General features: G+C 59.8%; 13 protein-coding genes and 1 tRNA gene. 7 read left to right on the top strand and 7 right to left on the bottom strand.

Annotated features, from left to right (window positions below):
* Window positions 1–108 precede the first annotated feature (108 nt).
* Window positions 109–2,076, bottom strand: a complete 1,968-nt coding sequence (locus AB5Y71_RS17310; protein WP_368172083.1) for a TonB-dependent copper receptor — start codon at window positions 2,074–2,076, stop codon at window positions 109–111.
* Here AB5Y71_RS17310 and AB5Y71_RS17305 point away from each other — a divergent pair.
* Window positions 2,065–2,325 carry a hypothetical protein gene (locus AB5Y71_RS17305; RefSeq protein ID WP_127006022.1) on the top strand — a complete coding sequence of 87 codons (261 nt, stop codon included), beginning with the start codon at window positions 2,065–2,067 and terminating at the stop codon, window positions 2,323–2,325. The genes AB5Y71_RS17310 and AB5Y71_RS17305 overlap by 12 nt on opposite strands.
* Here AB5Y71_RS17305 and AB5Y71_RS17300 read toward each other — a convergent pair.
* The gene (locus AB5Y71_RS17300; protein WP_005335997.1) at window positions 2,322–2,579 is read right to left on the bottom strand and encodes a DUF2442 domain-containing protein; all 258 of its coding nucleotides are present in this window, start codon (window positions 2,577–2,579) and stop codon (window positions 2,322–2,324) included. The two genes, AB5Y71_RS17305 and AB5Y71_RS17300, sit on opposite strands and share 4 nt — an antisense overlap.
* A 259-nt stretch (window positions 2,580–2,838) precedes the next feature.
* Between AB5Y71_RS17300 and AB5Y71_RS17295 the strand changes: the two genes are divergently transcribed.
* A complete protein-coding gene (locus AB5Y71_RS17295; RefSeq protein ID WP_368172082.1) occupies window positions 2,839–4,803 on the top strand; it encodes an LTA synthase family protein in 1,965 nt (654 codons plus the stop codon).
* An 89-nt stretch (window positions 4,804–4,892) separates the two neighbouring features.
* Here the strand turns inward: AB5Y71_RS17295 and AB5Y71_RS17290 are convergent, their stop codons facing one another.
* Window positions 4,893–5,363 (bottom strand): Lrp/AsnC family transcriptional regulator, encoded by a 471-nt coding sequence (locus AB5Y71_RS17290; protein ID WP_005336001.1) that lies wholly within the window; start codon window positions 5,361–5,363, stop codon window positions 4,893–4,895.
* A 143-nt stretch (window positions 5,364–5,506) separates the two neighbouring features.
* Between AB5Y71_RS17290 and AB5Y71_RS17285 the strand changes: the two genes are divergently transcribed.
* Entirely contained in the window at window positions 5,507–6,025 is a 519-nt protein-coding gene (locus AB5Y71_RS17285) for a cyclin-dependent kinase inhibitor 3 family protein (protein ID WP_368172081.1), read from the top strand.
* Here AB5Y71_RS17285 and metA read toward each other — a convergent pair whose 3' ends face one another.
* Window positions 6,026–6,973, bottom strand: coding sequence for a homoserine O-succinyltransferase (gene metA / locus AB5Y71_RS17280; RefSeq protein ID WP_368172080.1), 948 nt, complete (start codon window positions 6,971–6,973; stop codon window positions 6,026–6,028).
* 144 nt (window positions 6,974–7,117) lie between these two features.
* Here metA and AB5Y71_RS17275 point away from each other — a divergent pair, with 144 nt between their 5' ends.
* From AB5Y71_RS17275 to yidA, 4 genes are all read left to right on the top strand, one after another.
* Window positions 7,118–8,356, top strand: a complete 1,239-nt coding sequence (locus AB5Y71_RS17275) for a DUF3391 domain-containing protein (RefSeq protein WP_005336014.1) — start codon at window positions 7,118–7,120, stop codon at window positions 8,354–8,356.
* Window positions 8,357–8,409: 53 nt separating this feature from the next.
* Window positions 8,410–9,558, top strand: coding sequence for a CinA family nicotinamide mononucleotide deamidase-related protein (locus AB5Y71_RS17270; RefSeq protein ID WP_368172079.1), 1,149 nt, complete (start codon window positions 8,410–8,412; stop codon window positions 9,556–9,558).
* A gap of 252 nt (window positions 9,559–9,810) precedes the next feature.
* Window positions 9,811–11,478 carry a FapA family protein gene (locus AB5Y71_RS17265; protein ID WP_368172078.1) on the top strand — a complete coding sequence of 556 codons (1,668 nt, stop codon included), beginning with the start codon at window positions 9,811–9,813 and terminating at the stop codon, window positions 11,476–11,478.
* Between the two features lie 114 nt (window positions 11,479–11,592).
* Window positions 11,593–12,402, top strand: coding sequence for a sugar-phosphatase (gene yidA, locus AB5Y71_RS17260; protein ID WP_368172077.1), 810 nt, complete (start codon window positions 11,593–11,595; stop codon window positions 12,400–12,402).
* A 111-nt stretch (window positions 12,403–12,513) separates the two neighbouring features.
* Here yidA and AB5Y71_RS17255 read toward each other — a convergent pair whose 3' ends face one another.
* The 3 genes from AB5Y71_RS17255 to AB5Y71_RS17245 all read right to left on the bottom strand — a co-directional run bounded on the left by AB5Y71_RS17255 (window position 12,514) and on the right by AB5Y71_RS17245 (window position 16,610).
* Window positions 12,514–15,597, bottom strand: coding sequence for a transglycosylase domain-containing protein (locus AB5Y71_RS17255; protein WP_047436640.1), 3,084 nt, complete (start codon window positions 15,595–15,597; stop codon window positions 12,514–12,516).
* A 208-nt stretch (window positions 15,598–15,805) separates the two neighbouring features.
* Window positions 15,806–16,123, bottom strand: a complete 318-nt coding sequence (tmaR, locus tag AB5Y71_RS17250; RefSeq protein WP_005336024.1) for a PTS system regulator TmaR — start codon at window positions 16,121–16,123, stop codon at window positions 15,806–15,808.
* Window positions 16,124–16,533: 410 nt separating this feature from the next.
* Window positions 16,534–16,610, bottom strand: a tRNA-Asp gene (locus tag AB5Y71_RS17245).

Raw genomic sequence — 16,610 nt, 5'->3', positions numbered from 1 at the left:
GTTATGTTCCCGCTGTGAGAGCAGGCGTCTTATACGCCTGTTTTTCACCATGATAGCGATGCTCACACAGCGGTGTCTGTGACTGAAAACGTTATCTGACTCAACTGGTTAGAGCACACCTGCCGAGGCAAAGCGGTAGTTGACAGAGAGCCAGTAGGAGCGACCCGGCTCGGGGATGCGGCCGCTCTGCTCATAGCCCAACCCGGCCTGACTGGCGTGCACCGACTTGGAGAGGTGCTCGTAGTAGAAGGTGTCGAACAGGTTGTCCACCCCGGCCGAAAGCTGCCACCCTTTGGCAAACTGCCAAGCGCCGCTCAGGTTCATGGTGAAGAAGCCCGGAGTCTCCCCCTGATCCTGACCCGCAACGGTGCCGGACCAGAGATCAACCCGATCCTGCGCCGCTAGGGCGCGTCCCAGCAGGGTGAAGTTCAGCGCCTCGTCCGGCTGCCAGCCCAGCGCCAACTTGCCATCGAGCGGTGGCATCTGGGCCAGCGGTTTGTTGTCGCTCTGGTTTTCGCCATAGACCACCGCCAGACCACCATCGAGACGCCACTGCTCGGCAAACTGCCAGCGCCCTTCCAACTCGCCACCTCGGGTCTGGGCATCGATATTGCGCACCTTGTTCGACTTGCTGTTGTAGAGCAGGTAGTCCTTGATGTCAGCGCTAAAGAGGGAGAGGGTCAGGTCCAGCTCGCGGCTGCGCAAAGCCAGCCCCGCATCCCACTGACGGCTGCGCTCCGGGTTGAGGGTAAACGGGGTACTGTCCTTGCTGCGCTCCCAGTAGTCCGGCACCCGCTCCGCCTGCCCCCAGGCCAGATAGCTGGACCAGCGGGGCGACCACTGGTACTCATAGCGGCCAAACCCGCTGTTCAGACTCAGGGTATCGCTGTAGAGGGTCTGTTCACCGGCGCCATAGCGGGTGGTCTCGACCCTATCCTGACGATAACCACCCTTGTAGCTGTGAGCCCCCTGCTGACGACCCAGTTCGGCGAAGCCGCCCTGCTGCTCGAAACGCAGGGTGCGCTGGCGATCCTTGGTGGCATAGTCGACCCCACTCCGACTGCGGTGCTGATCCCGGTTGCTGTCGAGCCCGGCGGTCAGCAGCCAGTCTGCTGGCAAGGCGATGTCGTTGGCCCAGCGACCGCCGGTGTTGCGGCGATCCGGGTTGGAGAGCATCTTCATGCCGCTGTTTTGCCGCAGGCTGAAGTTGTCCATGATGTGGTCTATGTAGTTGTCCCACAGGGTCAGCTCGCTGCGCTGCCAGTGAGTGGTGATCTGCTCCTGCTTGAGCTTCAGCCCGAAGGATTCGCGATCAAACATGGGGCCATCCATGGTGCGATCCGCATAGGCGGCGCGGGCGTTGCTGCGCTCGGCGGTGAGCTCCAGCCAGGTGTGCTCCCCCGGCGTCCAGCCCAGCTGGGCGGTGCCGTTCTCGCGGCGATAGAAAGATCGCACCTTGTTACCGTGACCATCGCGGTAATCGTCGCTGTCGGAGTGGGTGAACTGACCGCGCAGATAACCATCGGTCGAACCCGCCGTCATATCCACCATCTGGTCATCACGGCCAAAGCTGCCATAAAGGGCCGAGGCATCGGCCTTGAGACCCGGTGCGGTGAACTCGGGTCTGTCCCGCTCGAACAGCACGGTTCCCGCTAGGGTGGCACCCTGCTCGAGGGATTGCGGCCCCTTCAGCACCCGGATCCGGTCAAAGGATTGGGGGAACACATAGGCCGTGGGCGGGTCCATCCGACCGCCACACCCACCGGCCAGCATGCCGCCATCCATCTGCACGTTGAGACGGGACATCCCCATCCCCCGCAGTACAGGGTCGCCACCGAGCCCCCCTTTGCGCACCATGCTCATGCCGGTGACATTCTTCAGATAACCGGCGCCGTCGGCAGCGGGCATAGGGGAACCGGGCTTCTTGGGATCCAGTGTCACCTCCAGGGTGCTGGCGGGGCGGGTTGCCACCACCACCATGGGATCCAGCTGTTGAACCGACTCCTGACCGGCAGCGCCGTGACAGGCGAGCCCACCAACCAGCAGGGCAAGGGGGGTGCGCATATGACAAGCCATACATTTTCCTTATGTATTTGTTTGTTTTGTTATTTTCATTCAACCAACCAAACCTTTCAGCAAGGGAAAGGTTTGCCATCTGGCCGCAAAAAAGGCCTGCGGCGCGAAAGCGGCAAGCCTCTGTCAGGTGAAGCGAAGGCAAGTTGGCAAAATGTTGCGCAGGTTTTACCCAAGTTGGCTCAGAAAGGCAAACGGGCAAACATTCCAGCAACAGGAATCTGGCGTTGGCTCACAAAAAATGGGGATTAGCTGAAGGCTTCCCGCTCATCAATGGGAGAGATGAGGTGATAGACCTCATGAGCGGATAGCGTGCAGCCAACAGGCCACTCCAGCTGGTGGTGACGGTTGATGAAGACCCGGGCGCAGTGACGCTCGCTCTCCAGCTTTGCAAACAGCGGCTGGGTTCGCCAGGGGGTCAGATCCAGCACCCCCGTGGTGCCATCCGATAACACCAGAAACAGGCGCCATCCCCGCACATACTCGACATCGATAAAGACCGGCATCCCTTCGGCTCCGATTGAGATAATTCGCGGCAATTATAAACACCGGTTCCCCATCCATACACGCTGTGGCTCACATTTTATCCAGCAGATTATTCTGTGCTCATTAGTGGCGCGACATCACATTTTTAGATGATAAATGTGTTAATGCCAACTTTTAACAAACTTGAATGCAACCTTAACCAATTCGATCTGTCATAACCTCACAACAACTAAAAAAACGTCTGTGGACAGACGTTTACAGTCTCATTCAGGAACAAACATGACAGACCTAAAACAGCGACTCGGCCCGTTTTGGCCCTTCGCCGTCTTCTGCGCGCTCGCGCTTTTCTCTCTCTCTTTCAGCCGAATCGCCCTCGGTCTCTGGCAACTGGAACGGGTGGATGCCGTGGCCGGTTGGCAGGAGATGCTGCTGCAAGGGATCCGGGTCGACTTTGCGACCCTCTGCTGGGTCTGGGGTGTCCCCGCCATGCTCACTCTGCTGCTGGCAGGCCCCAATGCCATCGGCCGAGGCTGGCTGCAACTGATGCGCGTCTGGCTGACCGTCGGACTCTGGCTGATGCTGTTCCTCGAGATCTCCACCCCCTCGTTTGTCACCGAGTATGGCGTGCGCCCCAACCGCCTCTATGTGGAGTACCTCATCTATCCAAAAGAGGTATTCGCCATGCTGTGGGCGGGCCGCAAAGCCGAACTGCTGCTGGCTGTACTCTTCAGTGGCGCCGTGCTGACCGGCGGTTGGTGGTTGAGCGGCCGTCTGGTGCGTGGCATCGGCTTCCCCCGCTGGTATCTGCGTCCGGCCTTCGCCCTGCTCATTCTGGCCATAGGTTTTCTCGGTGCCCGCTCCAGTCTCGGCCACCGCGCCCTGAACCCGGCCATGGTCGCCTTTGCCGAGGATCCGCTGGTCAACTCGCTCACCGTCAACTCCGCCTACTCCCTCTTCTTTGCCATGAAGCAGATGGGCGCCGAGGAGGATGCCGGCCAGTTTTACGGCGAGATGACCCCTCAGAAGGTGCTCGAGGTCATGCGCAAGGAGAGTGGCCGTCCGGCCAGTGATTTCAACTCCGAGCTGCTGCCCAGCCAGACCTTCAACGAGGCGAGCTTCCAGGGTAAACCGAAGAATCTGGTGATCCTGCTGCAGGAGAGTCTGGGTGCCCAGTTTGTCGGCTCCCTCGGTGGCCTGCCGCTCACCCCCAACATCGATGCCCTGTCGCAGCAGGGCTGGGCCTTCGAGCAGCTCTACGCCACCGGCACCCGCTCGGTGCGCGGTATCGAGGCAGTACTGACCGGCTTCACGCCAACCCCGGCACAGTCGGTGGTCAAACTCGGCAAGAGCCAGACCAACTTCTTCACCATCGCGGATCTGCTCAAACAACGGGGTTACGACACCAGCTTTATTTATGGCGGCGAGAGTCACTTCGACAACATGCGCAGCTTCTTCCTCGGCAATGGCTTCACCACCATCGTCGAGCAGAAGGATTTCGACAATCCGGTGTTCAAAGGGTCATGGGGGGCTTCCGACGAGGATCTGATGGCCAAGGCCGACGAGACCTTCAAGGCGTTGCACAAGGAGGGTAAACCCTTCTTCAGTCTGGTGTTCAGCTCCAGCAATCACGATCCGTTCGAATTCCCGGACAAGCGCATCGAACTGTTCGAACAACCCAAACAGACCCGCAACAACGCGGCCAAGTATGCGGATTACGCCATCGGCGAATTCTTCAAGAGGGCGAAACAGTCCGAATACTGGCAGGACACCCTGTTCCTGGTCATCGCCGATCACGACAGCCGGGTCAGTGGCGCCAGTCTGGTGCCCATTCCCCGCTTCCATATTCCGGGGGTTATCGTGGGCGACGGTATTGCGCCGAGAAAGGATCCGCGCATCGTCAGCCAGATCGACATGGCGCCGACCCTGCTCTCCCTGATGGGTATCAGTGCCGACTACCCCATGCTCGGCAAGGATCTGACCCGCATGCCTGCCGACTGGCCGGGTCGGGCCATCATGCAGTACGACAAGAACTTCGCCCTGATGCGCGGCAAGGATGTGGTGATCCTGCAACCGGAGCGGGCGGCAGAGGGCTATGTCTACGACAATGCCAGCGAGAAGCTGACACTGGCGGCGCAGCCGGACGCTTTGAAAGAGGATGCCCTTGGTCTTGCCCTGTGGGGCAGCATGGCCTATCAGAAGAGTCTCTATCAGACGGCCAAGGATGAACGCACCGCCGCCAATTGAGCCGCCCGTGCTGATTCAGCCGATAGCAGAATGGAAAAACCGCCAGCTGGCGGTTTTTCCATCTATTCATACTGTCAGCCCGCAGGCCGTTATGGCTGGGGAAAGCAGGGAAGGGAGCGGCTGAACTTGTGCTCGAATACCAGCGAGGTTTCGAGGTGCACCACCTCTTCGCGGGAGGTGAAGTGATCAAAGACGAAGTTGCGCAGGTGCTCGGTATCGGAGACACAGAGGTGCACCAGAAAATCATCCTTGCCGCCCATGTGGAACAGACTGATCACTTCAGGCAGCGCCAGAATGGCATCGCGGAAGGCATCGATGATCTGACGGCTGTGGCGGGCCAGCTGCAGGGAGACCATGGCCTGAATGTGACCACCGAGGGCCTGATAATCCACTTCGCAGTGCGCCCCCTTGAGCACGCCATCCTGCTGCAACTTGCGCACCCGCTCCAGACAGGTGGAGGGGGCAACGCCCACCAGCGCGGCCAGATCCTTGTTGGTCATGCCCGCATCCCGAAACAGATGGGCCAGGATATCCAAATCCAGTTGATCCAGGTTTCTCATCTTAACTCCTTGAACCGCTCAATTTTTTAGACTCTGCCCGTAAACCGGGGCAAACACAACGGCCATTGACATCCCCCCTGCCCCGCCTATCCTTGGCGCCATTCACCGGCCGCAGCCCTGCGGCCACCACGCGAGGATCCGCCATGCACCCGTATCACCCCTTCTGGAGCCTTGAGGTTCCCCGTGTCGACGGTCAGCTGCTGCTGACCCCCTGCCCCGGCACCCAGCAGGTGCCGCTGACCCTGGCGCTCGATCAACTGCGGTTGGCCGGTGCCCACGGAGTGGTGACCCTGATGACAAGCGCCGAGTTGATCCGACTCGAACTGGCGCAGCTCGGCCAGCAGGTCGAGCACGAAGGGATGCGCTGGTTCCATCTGCCCATCGAGGATGATCTGGCCCCCGACACCGACTTCGAGGCGGCCTGGCAACAGGCGCTGCCGCAGCTGCGCGAGCTGCTGGGGGATGGCAAACATCTGGTCATCCACTGCAAAGGGGGCAGCGGTCGTACCGGTCTGGTCGCCGCCGCGCTGCTGATGACCCTCGGCCAGCCACAGAAAGAGGCGATGGCCGCCATCAAGGCCCACAGACCCAAGGCGTTTACCCTGGCCTGCCACCACCAATGGCTCGACCAGCTGGCCGAGCGGCTGGCGCAGGGCGACTGACTACTTGCCTCCCTGAGCGTAGGTAAAGACCTTGCCGATATCTTCCACCCGATAGCTGGTGAGCTGATAGACGTAGTAGTTGAGCCAGTTGGCAAACAGCAGATGACCGTGGCTGCGCCAGCTGGCGCGCGGCGTCCGGCTCGGATCGTTATTCGGGTAGTAGTTGACCGGAATGGCCGGGGCGAGCCCTGCCGCCAGATCCCGCTGATACTCCCCGTCCAGCGTCAGGGCATCGTACTCCGGGTGCCCGGTGACAAACACCTGACGACAATCCTTGGTCGCCGCCAGATAGACCCCCGCCTCTTCTGACTCGGCAAAAATCTGCAAGTCGGTATGGGCACGGATCAGATCGCCATCAAACGCCGCATAACGGGAGTGCGGGGCGACGAACTCGTCATCGAAACCACGCAGCAGCGGCTCATGCTCATCGAGACGATGGTGGCGGTAAACCCCGGAGAGCTTCTCGCCGTGGGTCTGCTTCTCCATACCATACAAGGCTTTCAGCGCGGCCTGCACCGCCCAGCAGAGGAACAGGGTGGAGGTGACATGCTGATGGGACCACTCGATGATCTCTACGATGCGCGGCCAGTAGACCACCTCCTCGAATTCCACCAGCCCGAGCGGCGCGCCGGTAATGATCATGCCATCGTAGTTGTTGCCACGCACCTGATCGAAGTCGTGATAGAAGTTCTCCAGATGGGCCTGCGGCGTATTCTTTGACTCCCTGTCATCGATGCGCAGCAGATCCACATCCACCTGCAGCGGCGAGTTGGAGAGCATCCGCATCAGCTGGATCTCGGTCTCAATCTTCTTTGGCATCAGGTTGAGGATGAGCACCCGCAGCGGACGGATGTTCTGGGTGACGGCCCGGGATTCCGTCATCACGAAGATGTTCTCCTGCCCCAGCACTTCGGCGGCGGGTAACTGATCCGGGATCTTGATCGGCATGCTTACTCCCTGTACTGCATCAGTAAATATGTCTGGACATCCAGAAGCCTATAATAAAGCTCCTGCCCTGTCATCAGATACCTTTTGTATTCACCCCCGCCTTTGACTAGCATACGGCTCAGTGTGTCTCCTGCTTCCAAGATAATGACCGGTATCAAGATTTCCGTAGATCGACTGCAAGTCGGCAACTATGTATCCCTGCCACTGGGGTGGCGCGAACACCCGTTCCTGTTTTCCAGCTTCAAGATCAAAAGTGAAGAAGAGATCGAGCTGATCCGCCGTCTCGGCCTGAAACTGGTCACCATCATTCCCGACAAGAGCGACGTTCCGCCCAAGCCCCTCAATCAGGTACAGCCTCAGCAACAAGAGAGCGCAGACGCCGCCCAGCGCCAGGCCCAGATGCAGCAGGAGAAAGATCGCCGCATCGAGCAGTTGCAACTCTATCGCCGCAATCTGCAGCAGTGCGAGAAGCAGTTCCAGCAGTCGCTGGCGCAGGTGCGCAGCGTGATGAGCAAGATCCAGTCACGCCCCCTCAATGCCATCGGCGAGGCGCAGGAGCTGGTCAACGCCATGACCGAGCAGCTGCTCTCGGTTGACGAGATGGTGCTTCATCTGGTCTCCGACAGCGAGGATGGCAACAACCTCTACTTCCACTCCCTCAATGTGAGCGTGCTCAGCATGCTGCTGGCCAAGGAGTGCTGCATGACGGCCGACGAGATCCGTCAGGTCGGCATGGGGGCGCTGTTCCACGATATCGGCAAGCTGAAGATCCCGAGCCAGATCCTGCGCAAGACCGAGCCGCTGACCAAGCCGGAGCAGAACCTGATGGCCCAGCACCCGCGCTACGGGCTGGATCTGCTCAATCTGGCCAAGGATTTCCCGGCCGAGGCGAAGGGGATCGTGCTCCATCACCATGAATATCTCGATGGCAGCGGGCCGGAAGGGCTCAAGGGTGGCCAGCTCGATCCGCTGACTCAGATGGTGTCGCTGATCAACGAGTACGATAACCTCTGCCACATGCAGGCCAAGGTGCCCTACTCGGCCCTGAGCGGCCTCTACAAGCAGCGCAAGGCGCAGTTCAATCCGGAGTACCTCAGCATGCTGATCCGGTTGATGGGGATCTATCCCCCCGGCAGCGTGGTGCAACTCTCCAACGGTCAGGTGGGGCTGGTGATGTCGGTCAACGCTTCCCGCCTGCTCTACCCCTCGGTGCTGGTCTACGATCCGCGCATTCCCCGTCAGGAAGCGGCCATCATCGACCTGCAGCAAGCCGAACTGTCGATCGCCAAGGTGATCCACCCCAAACGGCTGCCACCCGCCGTGTTCGAGTACCTCAATCCGCGTACCCGGATCAGCTACTACTTCGAGCACAACAAAGCCTGATTGTGTTGGCCCGAGGCCAACCATTGCCACCCGTTTAATCCAAGGAGCCTGCCATGCGTATCGAGATCATCAGTACCGGAGACGAAATAGTGACGGGTCTGGTGGTGGATACCAACGCGGCCTGGCTCAGCGCTCTGCTGCTGGAGCAGGGCTGGCAGGTGCGCCGTCGCCTGACGGTGGGGGACAACCTCGCCGACCTGAAAACGGTGCTGCAAGAGAGTGCCAGCCGCGCCGAGGTGGTGCTGGTGTGTGGCGGGCTCGGGCCCACTGCCGACGACCTCACTGCTCAGGCGGCAGCTGAAGCCTTTGAACAGCCGCTCACCCTTTTCCCCGACTGGCTTGCTACCATCACAGCCCGCTACGCCAGCCGTGGTCGCCCCATGGCACAAAGCAATGCCAAACAGGCCTGGTTGCCGCAGGGGAGCGAAATCCTCGACAACCCGGTCGGCACCGCCTGCGGCTTTGTGGTGCGAAGTGGCCAGAGCCAGCTCTTCTTCACCCCGGGCGTGCCGTTCGAATTCAAGCAGATGGTGCGCGAGCAAATTCTGCCGCGCCTCAAACAGCTGGCCGGTGCGCAGATCGATACCGAGCTGCGTCGCTTTTACACCTTCGGCATCTCGGAATCAGCCCTCAGCGATATGCTGGATGGCGCCCCCTGGCCGATGGGTATCGAGCTGGGTTACCGATCCTCCATGCCCCTTATCGAGCTGAAACTGATCGGCCACAGCGCCAGTGCCGCTGATATGGAGAGTGCCGAGCGCCGACTGCTGGATACGATCCGCCCCTGGCTGGTTGGCAGCGGAGATACGGAACCGGCGCAGCAGATCCTCGCGCTGCTGCAAGGCAAACCGCTGGCTCTGCTGGAGGGAGAGAGTGGCGGCGCTCTGCTGGCGCTTTGTCACGGCCATTCCCGGCTGGAGGCCAACTTCAGTACGCTACTGGCCGATGAGCTGGCGCAACTGCCGACCGCCGATGCGGGCCTGCAACTGACCATAGGGCGAGAGGGCGCAGAGGGGGTGCCACTGCTGCTCAGCGCCGATGGAAAACACGTCGGTCAGACGGTCAAGGTCCGCCACCCCGACCCGGAGAGCCGCCGCAAGATCCTCGCCTTTGCCGCCCTCGACATGCTGCGCCGCCATATGCTGGGTGAACCGGTGCTCGGCGATTACCTCACCCTGGCCAGAACAGCCCAGCGCAGCTGATAACCACCTCCCCCCTGCCAGCGACCCTATGTCGCTGGCGCTGCGATCCGTCTTTTCACTCCGTTTCCAAACAGCGCCCACATTTATCTGGCCGCCATCACCGATTTGACTTCAATTCATTGACCATTCAGAGGAAATATCTGAATACTGCCCACTCTCAGGGTTGGCGACTCGCTTTATTAATCATTGAGAGATTAAATGACAGTAGAGGAGCGAGCCGATCGCTCCGTTCTCATCCAGCAAGGAGATGCGGTGTTAAGCAAAGAGTGGTTGCTGCTATCAAGCGATATGGAACTGGTCTGCCTGCGGATTGCCGCCGGTCTCACCAAACCTGTCACGGAACAGGATGTGCAGGCTCTGCTGCTCGCTTCCAACTGTCGCCGCTATCAGCCGCTGCCCGAGGGGATCAAACAGGCCATCAGCCTGCTCAACACCCTGCTCACCAACCCTGCCGCCCCCGTCCCCGCCAACCCCATCCCTGTCGGCAAGCGTCAGGATGCCCGACTCGCCGTAATAGTGGAGAAGGATCGCATGAGCGCCATCGCCCAGATCACTGCCGACTGGGGGGGCAAGTATGTGACGCTGGAACAGCTGAAAGAGGCGATCGCCATCAGCGAAATCAAACAGGGGGTGAGTGAGCAACTGCTCACCGCTGCCATCCAGTCGGCCAAGGAGGCCGCCCCCGGCAGTCAGCTCAAGCTGGTGATTGCCAACGGCCAGCCAGCCGTCAATGGTCAGGACACTCGCTATGAGCGGCTGGTGGAGACCCCGGCCGAACGGATCCTCAAACCGCAGGAGTTGGGTCATGGCAAGGTCGACCTGCGGGATCTCGGCTCCATCGTCACCGTCAAGGCCGGCGCTCCGCTGATGCGCCGTCATCCGGCCACCGTCGGGGTGCCCGGTTTTACCGTGACCGGTCAGGACCTACCAGCCAAGGATGGCAAAGACAGTCCGATGAGTGCTGGCGAGGGTACCTTTATCTCCCCCGACGATCCCGACCTGCTGATTGCCGGTCGGGCTGGCCTGCCCTGTCAGGAGAAAGCAGGCATGAAGGTGGACGAGGTGCTCAGCGTAAAACAGGTGGATGCCCGCCACGGCCATATTGATTTTGAAGGGGGCTTAATCGTCAGCGGCGACGTCAACCCGGGCATGAAGATCCGGGTCAGCGGTGACATCGTGATTGGCGGCTTTATCGAAGGGGGCTGGATCGAGGCGGGGGGCAGCATTACGGTACGCCACGGCATCATTGGCCGCCGCAACGAGCAGGGGGAGTACCTTTGCCAACTCAATGCGCAGGGGGAGATCCACGCGAGCTACGCCCAGTATGCCCAGCTGGAAGCGGGGGGGGATATCCAGATCCAGAGCCAGCTCAGCCACTGCTACTCCCGCAGCGGACAAGACATCAAGGTGGGCGATAGCAACATGCGCAAAGGCACTCTGCTGGGGGGCACCAGCATTGCCAATCGCCTGATCATGGCCCCCAGCCTGGGGGCCGAGGCCGCCAACCATACCCGGCTGCAGATCCTTGGCGGCTACTTCACCCACAAGGAGCAGGAACACCAGCTCAAGCTACGCCAGCAGGCGTGTCAGGCCCAGCTGGAGAAAATCAAGGAGCTGGTCATGAAGTTGCTGCAACTGCCCGGCGACAAGCGCAATCCGGATACCCTGCTCAAGCTCAAACCGATCCGGGACCATCAGCTGGCCGAACTGGCCCAGCTCGATGAGCAGCTCACCGCCAACCAGGAGGAGCTGCGAAACTTGATGGCTCAGATGGAGGTCATTGCCACCCAGCACCTCTACTCCGGCCTCGAGGTCGAGATGGCCAGCTTCAAACGCAAGGTTACCATCACCCGAGGCCCTACCCGCCTGATCATCCATGATGAAACCCTGGAGATGACCCCTTACGAGGGACACAAATAGCTCAACCGGCACGGCCCCATCGCTGAACCGGCCGTGATCCCGCCGCCGATTTTCGCTACACTCGCCACTTCCTTGGCCCCACCGGGCGGGCCACCCAGACTCAGGTAGTGAGAGATGTACAAGCTGATCGCATTGGATATGGATGGCACCCTGCTCAACCCGCAGGGCCAGATTACTCCCCGCACCCACGCCGCCATCAGCGCCGCGCGCGCCAAAGGGGTAACCGTTGTGCTGGCCTCCGGCCGCCCGCTGGAAGGGATGAGCCGCTATCTGGAAGAGCTCGGCCTCACCACAGAGCATGACTACGTCATCTGCTACAACGGCGCTCTGGTACAGCAGGTTGCCGATCAGCGCATCATCCGCAGCCAGCTGCTGACCGGCAGTGACGCCAGCGCCGTCGCCAAACTGGCTGACGAGCTGGAGGTGAACGTCCACGGTTTCTCAGTCACCCAGGGCCTGATCAGTCCCCGTGTCAGCACCTACACCGAGCACGAATCCCGCCTGATCGGCATGCCGATCAATCTGATCGACTTCGCTACCCTGCCTGCCGACGAGCAGATCATGAAGGTGATGATGATCGACGAGCCGCCCCAGCTCTCCCGCGCCATCGAGCGACTGCCTGCTGAGCTCTATGAGCGCTATACCGTGGTACAGAGCGCCCCCTTCTTCCTCGAATTCATGAACAAGCAGAGCAACAAGGGAACCGGCGTGGCCGCACTGGCCGAGCACCTTGGCCTGACCGCCGATCAGGTGATCTGCGTCGGGGATGCGGGCAACGATCGCCACATGATCGAATACGCAGGCCTCGGTGTGGCGATGGGCAATGCCACCGACGAGATCAAGGCTCTCGCCCAGCACACCACCGCCCGCAACGATGAAGATGGTGTGGCTCAGGTGATCGAGCAGTTCGTACTGAGCGCCTGATCATAATCGAGCGCCGCTGCGTCCGATAAGGAAATAAAAACGGGGAGGCTGTCAGCCTCCCCGTTTTTTCTCTGGTTAGTTATCTGCGTGATGAGCGGTAATTCGCTCGCATCACTGGTTCGCCAGACACTGGGTATGGGAGCCCGGTTGCAGGTAAGGCGTCAGCAGAGGAGCCATCCCCTTGAGCACCTGCACCGGCAGTGCCGAGGTGAAACGGAACTTGTCAGACTGGCTACCCGGTACATAGGCGGTCAGGGTACCGAAGTGATCCTCACCCAGATAGAAAACGAAGGTCGCGGTGCGGTTGCGCGCCAGCGAGCTGGTCACGTTGCCATAACGGCCCACGGTTTCAATCCGGTTATCCCCGGTGCCGGTCTTGCCCCCCATCTGCAGCACAGTGCCATCCGGCAGGGTAAAGGCACCGGCGATACGTCTTGCCGTGCCCCCTTCAACCACCTTGGAGAGCGCACTGCGCAGGGCTGCCGCCACCTCTGCCGGCATCACCCGGGTTCCCTCGGTATGCTGCGGCTCAAACTCGGTCTCGAAGGGCGTCCCCTTGGCGAACGAGAGGTGTTCGATACGCAAGGTTGGCGAGCGGATACCGCCATTCTGGATAATCCCCATCAGCTCGGCCAGTGCAGCCGGGCGATCGCCGGAGCTACCCAAGGCAGTCGCCAGCGAAGGCACCAGATGGTCGAACGGATAACCGAGCTTGGCCCAGCGCTGATGGATATCGAGGAAAGCTTCCACCTCCAGCATGGTGCGGATCCGGCTGTCACGGGCACTGCGATGACGGGTCTTGAACAGCCAGCTGTAGACCTCCTGCCGCTCGTCACGACTGGCCGCTACCGCGTCGGCAAAGGTCGCCTTGTCGAACTCCTTGAGATAGGCCAGCAGCCACAGCTCCAGCGGGTGAACCCGGGCGATGTAGCCCTGATCCGGCAGTGAATACTTGCCCGGGCCATAGCTGACGTAGAGCTGATTAACCCGTTTCGCACTCAACTTCTCCCGCGGCAACCGCTCCGCCAGGAAGGCAGCAAATGCGGCTTCGCTGGCTTCCGGCATCAGGTAGCGGTGAACCGCCGCCAGACGTACCGCACTCGGCTTGAGACCGTCGAGGAAGGTATCGAGCTGCTCCTCGGGAGTCTTGCCGCGATATTTGCGCCAGAAGCGCAGCAGATAGGTCTGGCCCTCTTTGTCAGCAAATTTGGCCAGATACTCCTGACGACGGGGATCCTTGTCATCCTTCAGCAACTGGGCACGGTTGCCCTCCTTGTAGAGGCTGTAGCGCACGATATCGCGCATCAGCCGTACAAAGGGCAAGTTAATCGACTCACGCAGAGAGTCACGCAACGTCGGAATGCGATTGTTATCCTCGCGGCGGAAGTTGTTGAAGGTGTGCATGCCGCCACCGGTAAAGAACCCTTCGTTGGGGCTGGCGGAGTATTTGCGATCCAGCGCCGCTTCCAGCATTACAGGCAGGCTCTTGTCCTGAGCCGTCATCAGATAGGAGATGGCCCAGCGGCTGAGGTTGTCCTGAGAGACGGCAGCCAGCTTGCGCAGATTCTCGACCGGCATCCCGGCATAGTTGTCGTGCAGCTCGGCCACGATCTCCAGATAGGTAGTCAGCACCCGCAACTTGGCGGTTGAGCCCAACTCCAGCTTGGAACCTTCGTTGATATCGAACGGCTGATCGGTGTTGTCGGTCTGTACCCGCACCTTGAACCCTTCCGGCGACTTCTCGAACAAGGTGAAGCTGTAGCGCACATCGCCAGTCTTCTCCGGCGAGAGCAGGCGCTCACCAAACAGCCCTACCTGAGCGGCAAACGTCGGGTCGGCCAGCTGTTGCAGATAACGGGAGATTTCGTTCTGCAACGGCATGTTGAGGCTGGTATCGGCGGTCAGATCCATCCGGTCGAGGTCATAGAGCTGCACCCCGAGCTGGCGGCTCAGGCGAGTACGGGCAACCTGCAACCCCTTGTTATTGTTCACCCGGGTGATAGCAGGGGACTGCAGGAAGTCACGGAACGTAATCTTGGCCTTGAGCGCCGCCTCCATCAGAGGTGGCGTGATCATCCCCTCCTGCACAAACAGGCGCAGGTAGCTGTCGGTCAGGGTAGCCAATGCCTCTCGCCCCTGAGCCAGATAGTAAGAGGGACGGCGGTGCGCAATCATCAGCGAGACCACCTGACGCAGGGCAAGCCCCTGTTCGGCCAGCGGTGCGTTCTGGTTGCGGGCAGGATCCAGCAGACGGTTCACGTCATCGACATTGGCACCAAACCAGACCCAGAGACCATCTCCCAGACCATGCACTTCACCATATCCCGGCGCAGCCGAGAGCGGTACCGAGTTGAGGTAGGCCCAGGCGACCAGTTTGCGCGCTTCGAGGGTTTCCGGCCCGAGACGATAGGCCCGCACGCTGGCAGAGGCCATCTGACGGATCTTCTCGGTCGGCGACAGGGTCAGCCCGTCCGGCGAGTGGCGGTACTTCTCCACCTGGGTCGCCAGGGTACTGCCACCGGCAGATTGATCCTGCATATCGAGCGCCTTGCCCACTTGAGAGAGCGCGGCCTTGGCAAAACGGGGCCAGTCGACCGCCGGGTTGGCCAACGGCTCTTCGTTGCTCAGCAAGTCGCGGTTCTCGATAAACAGCAGCGACTGGATGACAAGAGGCGGAATGGAGTCAAAATCCGGATAGTGATGGGTCGGATACTTGAATTGATAGAAGGGCTCGGCGCGGCAATCGTGCAACGTCAGGCCAGCCTGCACCTTCTCGGTATAGGGCACGAAGAAGCCTCGACTGGCGTAGTCATAGAGCGCGTCGGAGAAATGCACCTGCTTGCTGACTTCATAGCCCCGCTGCAGCAAACGCTCCTGCATCATCGGCAGTTGCACATAGCCGAGCCGCTTGTCGAACGGGCCATCCTCAGGGAAAGCGATCTGCTTGCTCTGACCAGGCTCGACCTGATACGTGAGCTTGGCGGCATAGCGGGAAATCTCCTGAGATTGCAGCTTCGAGGTTTTCATCTCATAGCCAACCAGAGCGATCACCGCCCCCAGGCACAATAAAAAGAGAAAACAGAACAGCCAACGCCACCAGGGACGACGCTTACGCTTTGGGTTCCCGTCCGAGGTCTGGACAGATGAATCTTGAGATGCCACTTGTGTCAAATCCGTCTGTTCTGATGCGCCCATATCAGCCCCACCATGGTTGCGCAATTTATTGTGTTTCACTCAAGCTTAGTCTTTTCAAGTCAATGGCTTGAAACTATTGACCGCTTTGTAGTGATGGTAACAGGGCAATTCTAAAAAGGGGAGCCGATTGTTGCAGGAGTGGCAGAGATCCGAGCTGATAACAAAACACCGGCCAGTGGCCGGTGTCTCTTAAGCGAAAGCTGAACGCTTATTTGTGAGAGCTCATGCCCTTCAGTTTGGTACTCAGCTCTTTACGCTCTTTGGAGAGCTCGGCGTTCTTGATGATGTGATCATCCACGCGCTCTTCATAGTCGGCACGCATATTGGCAATGATCGCCTGCACATCATCAATGCTCATGCCCGGCTTGATGTAGTCGCTCAGGTTGTCGAGCAGCAGCACGCGCTTCTGGTTGTCACGGATCTTCTTCTCGTTATCCGCAATTTCACGCTTGAGTTTGTTCTGGCGACGGGACATACGCACATATTCCAGTACATCGCTGAAGGTGGACTTGTTTACTTGTTCCATATCGATACCACTGACTTAAGGTTGATAAAAACTGGCCAAGTTACACCTGGAACCCTGCAAACTCGGCGCGGGACAGGCAAACTCAAGATGCCCTTACTCTACCGAGTTATAAGCGAGATACAACCCTAATCGCGCGCCATGAACAGAGTTTGGCCAAAAGTAAACCAGTTAAAATGGCCAGTAATCCATTAGATAAGGGCTTGATATGGATACAAAATGGAGGAGATGACAAGGTTTTAGTTCTCTTCCTCTAGATAAATGCTAACACTGGCTGTTTAACACGCTAAAAACACAAAGCCCGGTCGTGAGACTGGGCTTTTGTACTCGTTCTGGTGTGAAAGTCTTGGGTCTCTGGGCAAAAATCGTACATAGCAAAAAGGCCTTCCCAATCTGGAAGGCCTTCAAATTAGTGGCGGAGCGGACGGGACTCGAACCCGCGACCCCCGGCGTGACAGGCCGGTATTCTAACCGACTGAACTACCGCTCC

It is taken from the genome of Aeromonas sp. R9-2 (assembly GCF_040908025.1).
Classification (GTDB): domain Bacteria; phylum Pseudomonadota; class Gammaproteobacteria; order Enterobacterales; family Aeromonadaceae; genus Aeromonas; species Aeromonas veronii.
This window is presented reverse-complemented; position numbering and strand designations above follow the sequence as displayed.